The sequence below is a fragment of the Microcoleus sp. S1D4 genome (assembly GCF_036700765.1).
In the GTDB taxonomy this organism is placed as follows: domain Bacteria; phylum Cyanobacteriota; class Cyanobacteriia; order Cyanobacteriales; family Microcoleaceae; genus Microcoleus.
In genome coordinates this window covers 95,148-110,557 of record NZ_JAUBPP010000021.1, presented here as the reverse complement: position 1 = coordinate 110,557, position 15,410 = coordinate 95,148, and the positions used below count along the sequence as shown (strand labels likewise).

Sequence of the window (15,410 nt, the reverse complement as noted above, 5' to 3'; positions counted from 1 at the left end):
GTCATTAGACAACCATATCGGTGCTATCTGGTATTTCATCCATCATTATAATGCATCATTACTTGTTTAGCACTACCGGGGCAGCGTAGGCGGATTGAGGGGGTAAAAGTGAATCATCCGAGACCATCATGAGTAGAAATACTCAAGTATCTCGGTCACTCAGCATTACCCAGTAGTCTATTCTGGAAAATTGAGGTGAGGGCGTGAGTTAAATCTGATATCAGTTAAAATTGCGCTCGGTAAAAAACCAACTTTATTACGTATCCGTAAGGCGATCACAGCCGCGAAAAAGCGTTAATTGCGATCGCTCTTCCGTAACCAATCATCACCAAAAATAGTGTAAACTGGCGAGATGGATGAACGCTCAAATCAGGATTCAGCAGCCCATGCAGAAAGCATCCCAGATAAAAGTAGAAAACCTAGATCATCTAGGCTTGATAGCCGGTCTAATTGATGAAATAGGAATTGTCCCAAAAATCAATGAATTAATAGGCGAACAACCGGGCGAAATAGTCAGTCCCGGCCTGATAGTTAAAGCCATGATTATTAATGGATTAGGGATGGTTGCGGCCCCATTATATTTATTTTCTAAATTTTTTGAAGGGAAAGCAGTAGAACATTTACTTGGAACGGGGATTCAAGCATCACATTTAAATGATGACCGTTTAGGGAGAGTATTAGATAAGTTATAGTTGGCAGGAATCACAGAAATATTCACAACTATTGCCCTGTCAGCCACTCAAAAATTCGACATAAATACCGACACATCTCACCTCGACTCAAGTTCATTTCATCTACATGGCAAATATGAACAAGAATTACCATCAATATCTTTTGAAAGGACAGAAAAAGATCACAATCAGTTAGATAATTCATCAATCAATCATCAAACATCCCCAGTACCAATTCAGATTACCTACGGTTACTCTCAATGGCCAAGCCCCGACTTAAAACAGTTTATTTTAGACCTAATTTGTAGTGGAGACGGAGATGTGCCACTATTTTTACGAGTAGCTTCAGGAAACGAATCAGATAATTCCATATTCGCCTCAATTTGTCAAGACTTTAAAAAAAAATTAAATCTCGACAGTTTAATGGTAGCTGACAGTGCATTATATAGTGCTCCCAATTTAGAAATGTTAACCAATTTAAGATGGTTAACTCGTGTACCACTCAGTCTGAAACAAGCACAGCAACTGGTATCTCAATTAAATGAATCAGAATTTCACGGCTGTTCTGTGACGGGATATCGTTGGTCAGAACACAAAAGTAATTATGGTGGAATTACACAAAGATGGTTAGTAGTAGAGAGCAGTTTGCGTCGTGATGCTGACCAACGTAAGGAATGAAAAAAACCTCAAAAAAGCTGAAATTGAGGGTCAGAAAAAGTTGCGAGAGTTATCAAATATTGAATTTGCTTGTTCGGCAGATGCCTCCGCAGCAGCAAATCGTTTATCCAAACAACTAAAATATCATAATTTAACCCAAATTACCTGCGGGGAAACTACAGTAAAACCCGCTACGGATTCGACCATTTCTCATGATAATTCTAGCTCTACCTTGACATTTAAAGTTCAAGCAAAACTAGAACTAGATGCGAATGTGGTAGCCCGAATAACCAAAGCTAGTGGCAGATTTATCTTAGCTACTAATGTGCTGGATGCAGAGCAATTAAGTCAGAAGTGAAATGATTGTAAAATATAAGGAACAGCAGTCGGCAGAGAGAGGGTTTGGGTTCCTAAAAGACCCGCTATTTTTTACGGATAGTGTATTCCTCAAATCCCCAGAAAGAATCGAGGCTTTAACTTTAATAATGGGTTTATGTTTGTTGGTTTATACTTTAGGTCAAAGGTTACTCAGGCAAAACTTGCAACTCAGTAATAAAACCGTAAAAAATCAATTGGGCAAAGGAACAAATTGACCTACTTTGCGCTGGATATTCCAAATTTTTCAATCAATTCATGCGGTTTGTATTCAAGGAATTCAGCAAGTTTCTAATTTGACATCGGAACGGTTGGTCATATTAAGTTTATTTCCAGTCACCTGTCGGTCTTATTACTTTTTGTTGTGAAATGAACGGCTCTCCTGAGTTTGTGGTGTAAAATGTACCTACTAATACATTTACCGTTATGAGCTTCCATCTAGACTATCTATTAGCCTTGCCTGGAGTCAGGGTTGAAACTTGTACTCAAGTTGAGGGAAAAATTTTATTGGGACTGAGCATTTTATCAGAAGGAATTGTTTGTCATCATTGTAACAATCCTACCGAAAAACTGCATCAAAATCGACCAATTTTAGTAAGAGATTTGTCGGTTTTTGGTCGTCCTGTATATCTAAAAATCCCACGACGGCAGTTTTACTGTCCTAACTTACTCAACGGTATCCAACAGAAAAATTAGATTTTTTGGACGTTAAAAGACGGCATACTCAACGATACGAACCAAATATTTATGAGCGTGTTAAACAATCGAGCCTGGAGCAAATTGGCAGAGAAGAAGGACTGAGTTATGACGAAATAAAAGGAATATTTGAGCAGGTAAACACCCTAAAAAAAAACGAATTGGCAACGGGTTAAACGAATTGGTATGGATGAGATAAGTATGCGAAAAGGTCAAGGAAATTTTGTGACTGTTGTGAGTGACCTGGGCGAAGGTAATTTAATTGAGATGATTGATTCTGATCGCTGTGAAGAAATCATTGAAGTCCTGATGCAACAAGCAATTGAGGTTCGTGAACAAGTTGAGGAAGTCAGTGTTGATATGTGGGGAGGATTCCCTAAGGTTATCAAAAAAGTATTCCCAAATGCCAAAGTTATTATTGATCTTTTTCATGTGATGAAAGTAGTTAATAAAGACTTAAATAAGTTACGTAAAGCAGCCGGAATAACAGATAGGCAAAGTAAATATTTATCATTAAGTAATCGACTAAAATTGAATCAAGACCAGATTGATAAATTAGAAATGACACTAGGAAAATCCGAATGTTTGCGAATTGCGTATGAGATGAAAGAAAAATTTAGAGAAACATATGAGACTAATTTGACGGTACAAAAAGGGCAGAAGAAAATCAAAGAATGGCTAAATCATCCACAAGTATTTTTTAGAGAAGCTGCATCAACAATTGAGAATCATTTTGAGGGTATTTGCAACTACTTTCTTCATCGCATAACAAGTGGAGTCATGGAAGGAATCAACAATCGGATTAAGTTGATAATGCGGCCAGGGTATGGTTTTTCTAATTTTAATAATTTTAGGAATCGCGTATTAGCTTGCTTTTCTGATTAGATAAACTTATAACCATAACTTCAGGAGAGCCAAATGAACTCGATTATTGATTAGTCAACCTGACTTACATTTAAATATTTTTTGATTCAGCAGTGATGTATTATTGTCATAATGCGGGCGATATATGCTGGAAATTAATAGTTATTAATTGTCTGATTTTTGACTTTCAATGGGTTAAGAAGATTGAATTAATGCCCTCATGTCAATTTTTAGGAATCCCTAACAGAGTGATGATCTCGTTGCACAGATTTTTGAGTGTTTTTACTCACGCTCGATCTCGGATGATTCACTTTTATCCCCTCAATCTGCCTACGCTGCCCCTTGGGGGTGCGGAATGTGGGTTACAGAGTAAGCCCTGCCATTTTTTACGCATTTTCTGAAACTTAGGGCTGAACTCAAACATTGAAAAAAGAGTCCAGTCTATAGCCCGCAAGGGTTTCGGAGACTCGACTAGATATAAAACTGTCCGAAGTATTGCATTAAGGGAGTGGATAGGTTTTATTTTTCATCCTCATTTTTTCCTTAACGGTAGCTCTAGTTCTTCTGAAAGCCACCGTTCTCATCTTTATTTAGTCTAAAGTCCAGTAAAATATTAAAGGAACTTCTCAGTAGTCGAATTCAAGAGGTAAGACTTGAAAAAAATTGGATTAGTAGCGATCGGACGAAATGAAGGGCAGCGCCTCCGCCAGTGCCTAGTGTCGGCCACAGACAAAGTTGCCCGCGTCGTCTACGTCGATTCCGGCTCAACAGACGGCAGCCTAGAGTTAGCCCGATCGCTCGGAGCTGATACAGTAGAACTAGACTTATCTATACCGTTTACCGCAGCCCGCGCCAGAAACGAAGGCTTTGCCCGCTTGCTGGAACTAGCACCAGACATCGAATTTGTCCAATTTGTGGACGGTGACTGCGAAGTAGTTGATGGATGGCTCGATCGCGCCTACAGCGAACTCACAGCCAAACCCGACTTAGCAGCAGTATGCGGGCGGAGGCGAGAACGATACCCCAAAGCAAGCATTTACAACCAATTGTGCGACATCGAGTGGGATACCCCCATCGGCGAAACCAAAGCCTGCGGTGGCGACTCCATGATGCGTGCCACAGCATTTCAGCAAGTCGAAGGTTTCAATCCCGCACTAATCGCCGGCGAAGAACCCGAACTGTGCTTGCGGCTGCGCCAAAAAGATTGGAAAATCCTTCGCTTAGACGCAGAAATGACCCTGCACGACGCGCAAATGACCAGTTTTGCTCAGTGGTGGAAGCGCGCTCAAAGAGCGGGTCACGCCTACGCCGAGGGAGCCTGGATGCACGGCAGCGAACCAGAGCGCCATTGGGTCAAAGAGACCCAAAGTACCTGGTTCTGGGGATTAGTCTTGCCAGTGTTAGCCTTGACAATGGCATGGCCGACAAAAGGCTGGAGTCTGTTAATATTGAGTGGCTACCCCTTAGCAACCTATCGCACCTATAACTATTATCTAAAGCATCGGGATCTCACAACTCAAGAGGCAGCCATCTACGCTTTCTCATGTGTATTAGCCAAATTTCCCCAGCTACAAGGTCAAATCCAGTTTCACCAGCACCGATTGCTGGGGCAGCAGAGCAAGTTGATCGAATACAAAACAACCAACTCTATTAATTCAGCAAGCTAGAATTACAGCTAACTTCCCAGAAATTTTACCCCTGATTAGCCAACAAATGAGCGATCAAAAATTAAAAATTCTACTAATTGTAGAACAGTGCAATCCCGAATGGGCATCAGTACCTTTGGTGGGCTACAATTTTTTTAAAAATATCAATAATTTAGCTGATGTAACCCTCATCACCCATATTAGAAATAAATCAGCTCTCGAAGAATACCCAGAATACGAAAATATTGTCTACCTAGAAGAAGGAAAGTTAACAAAACAATATTATAAAATAGTCGCAAAAATTACCGCAAACGGGCGAGTAAATTGGCCTCTTTATAATACCTTGAGTTACCCAATCTATGAAGAATTCAATCAGCAAGTATATCAAAAATTTAAAGGTAAAATCCTCAACGGAGATTATGACATAGTTCATGCAATTACGCCCATGATGCCGCGGTATCCGTTTAAGGTAGTCAGTGTTTGTCAGCAGACTCCTTTTATTCTAGGCCCTGTGAATGGGGGCATTCCCTTTCCCCCAGGTTTTCAAGAAACTGCAAAACAAGAATTTGCTCAATTCAACTTTTTGAGAGCAGTTGGTCGAGCATTAATTCCAGGTTATGTAGACACTTACAAAAAAGCAGATAAAATTTTAGCCGGTTCAACCTATACTTTAAATATGCTAAAAGATTTGTTTGCAATCCCTGACCAAAGAATTGATTTGTTCTATGAAAATGGCATTTCGGAGGAATTTTTAAACCAGACAAATATCCCTATTAAAGATGTTAGCCATATCAATCTGCTTTTTGTGGGTCGATTAGTGCCTTACAAATGTGCCGATATTGTCATTGAGTCTATTGGGAAATTAGACCCGGTAATTCAAAGTAAAATCAGCTTAACTATAGTAGGAGACGGCCCAGAAAGAAATAACTTGGAAAACCGAATAAAGAAGCTTGATTTAGGGGAAATAGTTAGCTTTGCCGGATGGGTAAATCAACAAAAAACTCTGGATTATTATAGGAAAGCAGATATTTTTTGCTTTCCTTCGATCCGAGAGTTCGGGGGCGCAGTGGTAATGGAAGCTATGGCTTGCGGGCTCCCCTGCATAGTTGCTAATAACGGCGGTATTGGTGAGTACGTGAATGAAGAAACTGGTTTTAAGATCGAGCCGATTTCGAGAGAGTATCTCACACAGGAGTTGACAAGTAAAATTAAGCTGTTAGTCGAAGACGATCGGCTGCGGGAAAGTATGTCAGCTAAGGCGATCGAAAAAGCCAGAGAATTTGCCTGGGAAAACAAAGCGATAAAAATCGTCGAGATTTACGAAAAAATGCTCGGCGATAAAAGTGTTAGTGCATCGACATAGTAGATAAATATCCTTGAATTAAAGATTATAAAGCAGGTAAGAAATGAAGACCAAAATTGGATACTTTATTCCACAATTTCCAGGACAAACACACATCTTTTTGTGGCGTGAGCGACAATTTCTTGCAGAACTTGGAATTGAAACAGATTTAGTATCAACTCAACCGCCCCCCAGAGCGATCGCTTCTCACGTATGGGCAGAAGAAGCTCAAAAAAACACTATCTATCTATTTCCTTTTGCTGCGAAAGATTTTATTAATTCATTCCTAGAGGTTCTCAAAGCAGGTCCCGCTGCATGGTGGCAGTGCCTCGCAGTTATTGCCAAAGCGAGAGATACATCGTTATTTGAAAAAGTTAAACTCTTAGCACTGGTTTTGGTTGCTGGGAAATTAGCAAGGTTAACAAAAATAAAAGGTTGGTCTCACATCCACGTTCATTCCTGTGCTAATTCCGCCAATATAGCCTTATTTAACTCAATTCTTACAGGCTGTACTTACAGTATAACTCTTCACGGGCCTACTCTAGAAGTGTACGGGTCTAATCAGGAACAAAAGTGGAAAAATGCGGCTTTTGCGATCGTCATATCTCAACTGCTTCTCAATGATGTCAAAAATAAATTAGCAAACTTTCTTCCGAAACAATTAGCTGTTGCTCCCATGGGAGTTAATATTGCAGAAATTAAACGCAGCAGCCCTTACAAGCCTTGGCAAGAAGGAAGTCCGTGCAAGATTTTTGCTTGCGGTCGCCTCAACCCGGTGAAAGGTCATAAATACTTGATTGAGACTGTAGAATTGCTGCGAAATCGGGGATTTGACGTGAGGCTGCAAATTGCAGGCGAGGATGAACAAGGGGGCAGCGGATATCACCAAGAGCTACAAAAAATCATTGAAGATAAATCGATGTCCGAATGCGTGGAGCTAATTGGGGCTGTTTCGGAACAGCGAATTCGCCAAAGTCTAGAAGTAGCTAACGTTTTCGCTTTGGCAAGTTTAAATGAAGGAGTTCCGGTTGCTGTGATGGAAGCAATGGCGATGGAAGTGCCATCGGTTGTTACTAATGTAGGTGGAACTTCTGAGCTAGTAGATGACGGCGTGGATGCTGTATTAGTTCAATCAGAAAAACCCGAAGAAATGGCAGATGCGATCGCCAATATACTGCAAAATCCCGAACTTGCTTTGAGCCTTAGTCGGGAATCTCGGAAAAAAATTATGGCCAAATTTAGCCACGGCCGCAGTGCAGAAACTTTAGCTCAGTGCTTGGAAAAAGTGGGAATAACTAACCTGTCTTAGTTATGCCAAAGAAAAAAATTAATCTCTGATTATATAAATCGAGTTGATTCCCAAACAAGTGATGTGAATTGTAATTGTTGCTCAAAATGCTTCAACTAAGTTCGGCGGTGAGTCATTGCTGCCGCTGCACTATTTCCGAATACTTCGATCGCGCAAAATAGAGACTTGGTTAGTGACGCCCGCACCCAGGCCGAACTCTAAGCGATGTTTCCCGAAGAGTGCGATCGAATGCTTGAAATTTATCAACAAACCGTAAAAGATAGCGGCCGCTAAGGAGCTGCTTTCCTCTGTCTGTCGAGCTGTAGCCCACATCCCGCAGATATTTAGACAAGTTTAATAGTTTTAAATTTGTCGGCATAAATACATGGGTAGTGATAAATATGTAGTGATTAGATATTCGGTAGTGATAAATATGTAGTGATTAGATATTCATTGGCTCAAAACATAGTTGTAATGATGAATAAAATACCAAATAGCACCTATATGGTTTTCTAACTTTTTAGAAAATGAAATAGTCTTTCTTACGAGCCGAGAAACACGTTGGCGCAAAGTATTATTAAATCTTTCAATGTGATTAGTTTTTCCACTGTCTTTACCAACTGGCTGATGCCGTAGCGAAGGAAAAATACAAGCATAAGCCTGCCAAAAATCTGTATAGCAAACAGCACATTGTCGATATACAGGAGGTAGAGAATTCCATAATTGTTTGGCTCCTTCTTCGCTACGATCGCCAATATAAACACCAATAATTTCTCTGGTGTCTCTATCCATTGCGGCGCCACACCCATTGCTTATTTTCTTGGCAATCTACAAATGACCACAGTTCATCACATTCAACATTCAATCTGACTTTTTTTTAGGTTTAACCTTTACTGTGCGTTCGATTGAGGCATATTTATTATTTACGTAATCCTGTAACCATTTTTGAGAAACACCCGTGCTTCTAGCTATACCAGCCAAAGAAATCTTCTCCAAAAGAAGTCGAACGATTAAATTTTTAGTTTCTGAGGTAATTACTTTGTTTGTCGGATTTTCGACTTTCTTGGCGGCCGCAACTTTGACATTTGTATTTGGGTTCTTTATTGTGAATTCTACCATTTTTAACTATGTGAGTTGAACCCCAATTAGGGCAATTTGGTCGTAAGGATAGCATATTATGTGACTAAATTAATCTGGGCAGGTATCAAAGATTTCAGCAATAATTTATTATAATAGCATAACTATAACTCAATCTACATTCAAGCGCGTAAAGAAATATTAAAATCACAAAATTTGATTCTATGAGTTATAAAAGTATCCTATGTATTCAATTACTGTAATTAAATCTCACTACATATTTATTACTACCCATACATGGAATAAATATATAGCAACGGTCTCAACTATTTCCAAAAGTATATAATAGAGTCAGGAACACAGGTGTAAAAAATCATGAATCAGCCCCCAGTCGAAATAAAAGTCCTCAACATAGATCATTTAGGAATAATAGCGGGAATTATCGATGAAATGGAACTGGTAGAATTAGTGAATAAACAAATCGGTATCAAAGAAAAAGAACTCCTAACTCCCGGACAAGTAATGAAAGCAATGATTTTGAAGGGATTAGGATTTTTGAGCGCCCCTTGATACTTATTTGAACAATTTTTTGTCGGCAAAGCAACATCACATCTGATTGGAGAAGGAGTATTACCATCACATTTAAATGATGACCGATTAGCCAGAGCCTTAGACAAATATTATGCAGCAGGCACAACACAACTATTTACAACAATCGCTATAAAAGCTGCCGAAAAATTTCAAGTAAAAATGAAGAGCATTCATTTGGATGGAACTTCAATGTATGTACATGGGGAGTACGCAAAGCCGTCAGAAAAAGGAGTCAATAAGCCGTTAAGATTGAGTCAGAAGTGAAAATTCAAGAATCATCGCATGAATCAGAGATGAAAACCATAGAACTCAAACATGGGTATTCGAGGGAGCATCGACCAGACCTCAAGCAATTTATTGTTGACATGATTTGTACAGGAGATGGAGATGTACCATTATATTTAACAATAGACTCAGGAAATATCGATGACAAAAGTGTATTTGTACAGCGCTTAAAAGAATTAAAAAACTCCTGGAATTTTGAAGGAGTAAATGTAGCAGATAGTACCTTATATACCAAAGATAATATCATCGCTCTGAGAGGAATGAAATGGATAACTAGAGTTCCTTTAACTATAAAAATGGCGGCGTTGCTGAATCAAGGTATGATAAAATTATAGTGCGATCACAGACAAGCGAGAGCGAAAATAATTTATTTGATTTTGATACGGAATTGGAACATCTCCAAATTTTAGATAGTGAATTAGTAATGGAATTGAATATCTTAGCATTTGTTCAGATTTAGAATAACAAAGACTTTTTCGTTTTAGGCGAGCCAAATAATGTCTTAATCTTGTATTTTCACCCTCAACTCTTGTCATATAGGTTTTGCTAATAATCTGATCTCCATCGGGAATAAACTTCGGGTAAACTTTCCACCCATCTGTGACATAAAAATGGCATTTTCCTTTATTAACAATGCCCCATAGTGGTTCAAAAGTTTTTGCACTATGGTCGCCTAAAACCCATCCTAGAATACCTGGTTTAAAATGGTCTACTGCTGTCCATAACCAGGTTTTGTTTTTTTTGAGCCGGCAAATGTTTCTAATTCATTTAATTCTCCCACTTGTGGAGTTGTTTCTGGGTGATAAAATTCTGGCAAGAGTTTTCCTACTTGCTTGACCCAATTAATGATTGTCGTATGATGCACATTTTTGACTCTCTCAATTGCTCGAAAACCCATACCATTGACATACATTTTAAGACATTCACGTTTCACCTCTGAGCGAGTAACCTTTATGAGGTTGATAGCCATCTATAAATTGTCTGCCACAACCGACACAAATATAATTCTGTTTACCTTTTTTATGGCCATTTTTATTAACATGAGTTGACTGACATTCAGGACATTTCATAAGCTCTACATTTTGTGAAGTGTTATTTTTTGGCGCTCGCACTATAAATTTACCATACCCTAATTCAGCAACGCCCGTTTTCGCAACCGAACACCATCCGGCTGATGTGGCGAAAAGCTCAAAATTCTGGTTAATCTTTCTCGTAAATTGCTGCGATATCGCTTCAGCCTTGCCTCGTCCATCCTATCGCGTCGTCGATGGATAACAAAAGCCCTTAATAATAACCTCTTCATCGCTGGGGCAAAAATCCTGTCTCCTGCATCAATGGCATATTGGCAATCCCGCAGTTGATGGGCTAAACACACCTGCCATTGTGCTGCTGGGTGATTTTTTTGAGCACTAAAAAGGTCTGATACCCACAGTTGCGGGCGATGTTCCCCGAGAACTTCACTCATTACTCCAGCCCCCCGACTCGGACGGATGACATGCAAGCAAATATCTTGGTTCTGAAATACCCACTCCCATTGGTTTTGTCCGTTTACTCTGGCACTGGTTTCATCCGAGCAAATTAATTTTGCGGCGTTGCAAACGTTGTAGTATTTGATTTACAAAGGTCATCTAAACTGGTTTTGACGGTACTTAAGAGGTTGGCGATCGCTCCTTCGGATATCTTGAGTCCAAAAACTTCCGCCAAGATTCTCGACAGCCGTTCTTCGCCGATCGCATGAGTGTAGCGCAGATATGTAACTAGGCTTTGAATTGAACTGCCAAATGGTGAACCCGGTTCCATTCCTGCGGGTACGGGGGCAAGATACTCGGTTTGACAACAGTCGCAGCGACCGCCATAACGTTCAATGCGCGTTACGATCGGGCGAATTGGTGGTAGTTCTATTTTGTCATAGACGGATTGCAATTTTTGGGCTGCGACACTAACTGTTTCTGAACACTGGGGACAACTTTTGATTTGAGCGATAATGATTTGGTCGGGGTTGGGATGTAGGTGTCTTCCCCCTCCTGCTCTGCCGATGCTTTTTTGTCTTTTGACTCCTTCTATTTTCGATGGCTTCGGCTTGATTTTGGGCTTGAATCATGCATGATGGTGGAGTGCTTGAATTCGAGCTGGTTTTGGCGGGAGATGAGTTGGGTTTTGATTCGTCAGTGTCTAATGCTGGCCGCAGTTTTTGGATTTCCTGCCAAAGCTCTACTATCAAGGCGTTTTTGGCCTCATCCGATAGTTGTTTTAGCTCAGGGAGTTTTTTCATTCCTCTATCTAATGTCTATCTCGTCCTCTTGTCAAGGAGGTTGAGCAATTACATAACATGAATAAGCAAGTAGAAAAACAAAAAGAAAAAGCATCAACCTCTCTACGCAAGCTATCCCAGCCAAATTTTGCTTGTGAACCCGATGCTAAAATGGCTCTCGAAAAATTATCAAATTCATTCAAATATCATAAAATAAACCATATTCAATATCAAAAAAACGCCGAATATGGGCAATCAGGTAGACCCAGTAAATTGGCAATACCACTCAAATTACTTATCGAGTAACAGGTAAATGAGAGACTAAATTAGAAGTAATTGAAGCTGAAAAAACTGGGGCAGGCAGATTTATTTTAGCAACAAATGTTATCGACAAGAATGAATTGAGTAATGAGAGCGTACTCAAAGAATACAAAGCCCAACAATCGACAGAAAGAGGATTTAGATTCCTGAAAAACCCGTTGTTTTTTACTTCAAGTGTCTTCGTAAAAAATCCTCAGAGAGTAGAAGCAATTGCCATGATAATGGGACTGTGTTTGTTAGTCTATACCCTAGCACAAAGAAAGCTAAGAAAAGAATTAGAATCTTCAGGAATTTAGGTCAAGAATCAGGTGAAAAAATCAACAAATAAACCGACTATGCGCTGGATATTTCAGGTAGGCAGTACATTTGATAACGGTAAATGGATACAAGCAAGTGAGCAATTTAACGGTAGAACATCGAAAAATTCTCTCTTGTTTAGGGACAGTCTGTCGTCAATATTATCTGATTATTTAATCAGAGAGATTTGCCGTCACATTGAGATACTTGTCGAGCCAATAAATTTCGACCCAGACAATAATGTTCTCGGTCAAAAAAACTGCGGATTTATTGGAGTATATTGCCTAATAAATTGAGCAAGTTATTGTCACCGAAAAAAACCGGGATTCAACTTGAGATATTGTCTACTAATTTTCATAAAAAATATAAATTAAAGTTAAAAGAGTTAGACTAAAAAAAGTTTGATGGCTTTGATTTTTGAAAACTACCAGTAAGATAATCACATCTGCGGAATGTGGGCTGTAGGGGCAGTGCCTAAAAACTCAAGCGCAAAAAACGGGTTAACCCGTATTTGGTTAACCCGCAAGCTTAGAAACGCGCACGGCGATTAATTTTGCACTACCAGCTTGACGTTGGCGTTTTGCAAACCGCGCTGCTTGACTGCTGCCAAGGTCTTGTTGACTGCGTACTTCTGGTTGATGGAGTTAATTAACTCAGTTTGATTGTGCTTTTTGGCCACGCCCCAGAGGTCGGCAATCAAGTCAAAGGAACCATCGCTATTGCGAGACCAACCCAGGTCATATTCGCCTTCCAGAGTCGCTACGATGTCGGAGCGAACGCGCTGACCGTTATAACCGCGAACATCAGCTTCTGACTTGACTGAAATGCCCAAGTCGCGCAGGGAAGCTTTCAGGATTTCGGCATCGGTGATTTTGGTACGCAGAGTGCTAAAGTGAGACATTGGATTTCCTCCTAATAAAACTGAGAGAGAAACAACAACGGTCTGGATTTAACGGTGCCGCTGGGCGGCTTTTCAATCGAACTGCTAGCTGTTGCTAGCCTTTGCTCCTGTTTGGACCAGGAGAAAGCTTTTAGAATTCCATTCGCTGATATTCAGCGACGGAAGACGCAGCGGGCCGTGCGCGCTGTCTCGCCCAATCTCGGAGGGCGCTGACCTGTTCGGTCATGGTTTTAGACAGTGGCAATGTGGATTTAATGGCCGCGATGATATCTAACTGCGTAAACTCTCTATCTTGAGCGAAGGCCTCGTACATGGCTGCTACTAACCCTTGCTCAATTTCTGCGCCTGAAAAGCCCTCGGAAACATTGGAAAGCTGCTCTAAATCGAAGCGAGAGATGTCCCGACGGCGCTTTGACAGGTGAATGTTGAATATATCTTGGCGTTCTTCTTTGGTAGGCAGGTCAACAAAGAAGAGTTCGTCGAACCGGCCTTTCCTCAAGAATTCCCCCGGCAACCGCTCGATGCGGTTGGCTGTTGCCATTACGAAGACTGGGGAAGTCTTTTCTTGCATCCAAGTGAGGAATGAACCGAAAATTCGGCTGGAGGTGCCTCCGTCTGAGTCAGCAGAACCAGTGCCTCCGGAAAAGGCTTTGTCTAGTTCGTCGATAAACAGGATGGCTGGAGAGATGGATTCTGCTGTTTTTAGAGCGTTGCGGAGGTTGGCTTCAGATCTACCCACCATCGAGCCGTCGTAGACTCGGCCCATATCTAGCCGCAGCAGGGGCAGTCCCCAAAGGCGCGATGTAGTCTTGGCAATCAGCGATTTTCCGCAGCCCGGTACGCCGAGAATTAACATCCCTTTTGGTTGGGGCAGACCGTATTCTCTCGCCCTTTCTGTAAAGGCGTTGGAACGCTGCTTGAGCCACCGTTTCAGCTCTTCTAAACCGCCTACTGCATCCAGGGTTTCATCTTCTTCAACGAACTCTAGAATGCCGTTGCGCCGAATTAATTGCTTTTTCTCCGACAGAACTATGTCTACTTCTTCTTCAGTTAACCGGCCTGTCGAAACGTGGGCTTTGCGATACACTTTTTCAGCTTCGTCCTTAGTCAATCCCAAGGCTGCTTTTAAAAGTTTTTCTCGCGCTTCTGTGGTAATGCGTCGCGATTTTGTTTGCTCCAACTGACCGGACAACACTTGGTTGAGTTCCTTCATGTCGGGAAGCGCGAAATCTAATACCACTACTTCCTTTTCTAGCTCGATCGGAATTTGCTGCAAAGGAGACATTAGTATGATTGTCTTTTGCGTTCCTTTGAAGTTGGCGATCGCATCCCGCAATAACCTTGTTACAGTTGCATCATCTTTAAAAGGATGAAGGTCTTTGAATATATAGATTCCACTGGGGTTGTTGCTTGGTTCCCGCTGCCTGATAACCCACTCAAGGGCTGCCTGTGGCGAGAGGGTGCTTTGCTGAGTGTTCCGAGGTTGACCGTGATCCGTGCGCTCTATCATGCCTTGGGTTACAGTCCAGACGAATACTCGTCGCTGTGGCTTGGCTTGAGCTATTGTTGAAATTGCTTGCTCACACCGCTCTTCCTCGGATGTCACGAGGTAGATCAGAGGATATTGAGCTTGGATTAGGATACTGATCTCTTCTTGCATAGTCCTCGACCCACTAGAGACGGTGCTATCTGTGCTGAATCTCAATGCTGCCTTTAGCCGAATTAGAAAAATTTTAGTGAAAAATTTCAGTAAATTATAAGTTCTAGCTTTTGGGGAAGCAAGGCATTCTTAGCAGGGAACCAATTCTTCCTCTCCCGGTCTGGCTGTGCTGGCACCGACGCCTGACACCTGCTTTACTGGAAGATCTTGCTCAGCCAATACGCTCGGCTGACTTGTTACTGATGCCAGTTCTCCATCTCGCATTACTACAGAACCCGTGCATTCTGGACAAGTGTACACCCGGTGGGTTTGTCCGTAGGAGGCTTCTACTTCGTCAACCACTTCGGGGTTTCCTAGGTAAAAGACAATTGCCCTTTCTGCAATTGATGACATCGGTTCTGTTTCGACTGCGGCTTTGATTTTGAGCTGGCGATGCAGTTCAGGTGGAAGATACAGCGTAACTTTTTGCTTTTCTTGCATATCAGTGA

General features: G+C 41.1%; 11 protein-coding genes and 6 pseudogenes. 10 read left to right on the top strand and 7 right to left on the bottom strand.

Annotated elements, in window-relative coordinates:
- Positions 1-386 precede the first annotated feature (386 nt).
- The 7 genes and pseudogenes from QT998_RS20730 (at position 387) to epsE (ending at position 7,560) form a co-directional block, all read left to right on the top strand.
- A pseudogene (locus tag QT998_RS20730) lies at positions 387-2,071 on the top strand (IS1634 family transposase).
- A 58-nt stretch (positions 2,072-2,129) separates the two neighbouring features.
- On the top strand, positions 2,130-2,399 hold the full coding sequence (locus tag QT998_RS20725; protein WP_333117343.1) for a transposase family protein: 270 nt from the start codon (positions 2,130-2,132) through the stop codon (positions 2,397-2,399).
- Positions 2,400-2,404: 5 nt separating this feature from the next.
- A complete protein-coding gene (locus QT998_RS20720) occupies positions 2,405-2,575 on the top strand; it encodes a transposase family protein (protein WP_333117344.1) in 171 nt (56 codons plus the stop codon).
- A 1-nt stretch (position 2,576) separates the two neighbouring features.
- A pseudogene (locus tag QT998_RS20715) lies at positions 2,577-3,284 on the top strand (ISL3 family transposase); the annotation flags it as partial.
- A 632-nt stretch (positions 3,285-3,916) separates the two neighbouring features.
- The gene (locus tag QT998_RS20710) at positions 3,917-4,930 is read left to right on the top strand and encodes a glycosyltransferase family 2 protein (RefSeq protein ID WP_333093583.1); all 1,014 of its coding nucleotides are present in this window, start codon (positions 3,917-3,919) and stop codon (positions 4,928-4,930) included.
- Positions 4,931-4,976: 46 nt separating this feature from the next.
- Positions 4,977-6,272 (top strand): glycosyltransferase family 4 protein, encoded by a 1,296-nt coding sequence (locus QT998_RS20705; RefSeq protein ID WP_333117345.1) that lies wholly within the window; start codon positions 4,977-4,979, stop codon positions 6,270-6,272.
- A 43-nt stretch (positions 6,273-6,315) separates the two neighbouring features.
- On the top strand, positions 6,316-7,560 hold the full coding sequence (epsE, locus tag QT998_RS20700; RefSeq protein ID WP_333117346.1) for an exopolysaccharide biosynthesis GT4 family glycosyltransferase EpsE: 1,245 nt from the start codon (positions 6,316-6,318) through the stop codon (positions 7,558-7,560).
- A 429-nt stretch (positions 7,561-7,989) separates the two neighbouring features.
- Here the strand turns inward: epsE and QT998_RS20695 are convergent.
- Positions 7,990-8,713 (bottom strand): annotated as a pseudogene (locus QT998_RS20695) (IS1 family transposase).
- A 278-nt stretch (positions 8,714-8,991) separates the two neighbouring features.
- Here QT998_RS20695 and QT998_RS27575 point away from each other — a divergent pair.
- Positions 8,992-9,794, top strand: a pseudogene (locus QT998_RS27575) (IS1634 family transposase); the annotation flags it as partial.
- Between the two features lie 27 nt (positions 9,795-9,821).
- Here QT998_RS27575 and QT998_RS20680 read toward each other — a convergent pair.
- The 3 genes and pseudogenes from QT998_RS20680 to QT998_RS20670 form a co-directional block, all read right to left on the bottom strand.
- Positions 9,822-10,562, bottom strand: a pseudogene (locus tag QT998_RS20680) (IS1 family transposase).
- A 59-nt stretch (positions 10,563-10,621) separates the two neighbouring features.
- Complete coding sequence (locus QT998_RS20675) at positions 10,622-11,071, bottom strand: IS66 family transposase (RefSeq protein ID WP_333218135.1); 450 nt, start codon at positions 11,069-11,071, stop codon at positions 10,622-10,624.
- Entirely contained in the window at positions 11,071-11,415 is a 345-nt protein-coding gene (locus tag QT998_RS20670) for a hypothetical protein (protein ID WP_333117349.1), read from the bottom strand. The genes QT998_RS20675 and QT998_RS20670 overlap by 1 nt, the downstream gene beginning before the upstream one ends.
- Positions 11,416-11,821: 406 nt before the next feature.
- Between QT998_RS20670 and QT998_RS20665 the strand changes: the two genes are divergently transcribed.
- Together QT998_RS20665 and QT998_RS27570 are read left to right on the top strand one after the other, a co-directional pair.
- Complete coding sequence (locus QT998_RS20665; RefSeq protein ID WP_333117351.1) at positions 11,822-12,049, top strand: hypothetical protein; 228 nt, start codon at positions 11,822-11,824, stop codon at positions 12,047-12,049.
- A pseudogene (locus QT998_RS27570) lies at positions 12,031-12,538 on the top strand (IS1634 family transposase); the annotation flags it as partial. The gene QT998_RS20665 and the pseudogene QT998_RS27570, both read left to right, overlap by 19 nt.
- A 370-nt stretch (positions 12,539-12,908) precedes the next feature.
- Here the strand turns inward: QT998_RS27570 and QT998_RS20660 are convergent.
- The 3 genes from QT998_RS20660 to QT998_RS20650 form a co-directional block, all read right to left on the bottom strand.
- Complete coding sequence (locus QT998_RS20660; RefSeq protein WP_096832348.1) at positions 12,909-13,262, bottom strand: DUF1257 domain-containing protein; 354 nt, start codon at positions 13,260-13,262, stop codon at positions 12,909-12,911.
- A 130-nt stretch (positions 13,263-13,392) separates the two neighbouring features.
- Entirely contained in the window at positions 13,393-14,922 is a 1,530-nt protein-coding gene (gene ycf46, locus QT998_RS20655) for a stress-responsive protein Ycf46 (RefSeq protein WP_194008387.1), read from the bottom strand.
- Between the two features lie 129 nt (positions 14,923-15,051).
- Positions 15,052-15,402, bottom strand: a complete 351-nt coding sequence (locus QT998_RS20650) for a hypothetical protein (protein ID WP_194008388.1) — start codon at positions 15,400-15,402, stop codon at positions 15,052-15,054.
- Positions 15,403-15,410 lie beyond the last annotated feature (8 nt).

Coding starts and splice junctions, on each gene's coding strand:
- QT998_RS20725 (WP_333117343.1), top strand. CDS start 2,130: ATGAGCTTCCATCTAGACTATCTATTAGCCTTGCCTGGAGTCAGGGTT.
- QT998_RS20705 (WP_333117345.1), top strand. CDS start 4,977: ATGAGCGATCAAAAATTAAAAATTCTACTAATTGTAGAACAGTGCAAT.
- epsE (WP_333117346.1), top strand. CDS start 6,316: ATGAAGACCAAAATTGGATACTTTATTCCACAATTTCCAGGACAAACA.
- QT998_RS20665 (WP_333117351.1), top strand. CDS start 11,822: ATGAATAAGCAAGTAGAAAAACAAAAAGAAAAAGCATCAACCTCTCTA.
- QT998_RS20660 (WP_096832348.1), bottom strand. CDS start 13,262: ATGTCTCACTTTAGCACTCTGCGTACCAAAATCACCGATGCCGAAATC.
- ycf46 (WP_194008387.1), bottom strand. CDS start 14,922: ATGCAAGAAGAGATCAGTATCCTAATCCAAGCTCAATATCCTCTGATC.
- QT998_RS20650 (WP_194008388.1), bottom strand. CDS start 15,402: ATGCAAGAAAAGCAAAAAGTTACGCTGTATCTTCCACCTGAACTGCAT.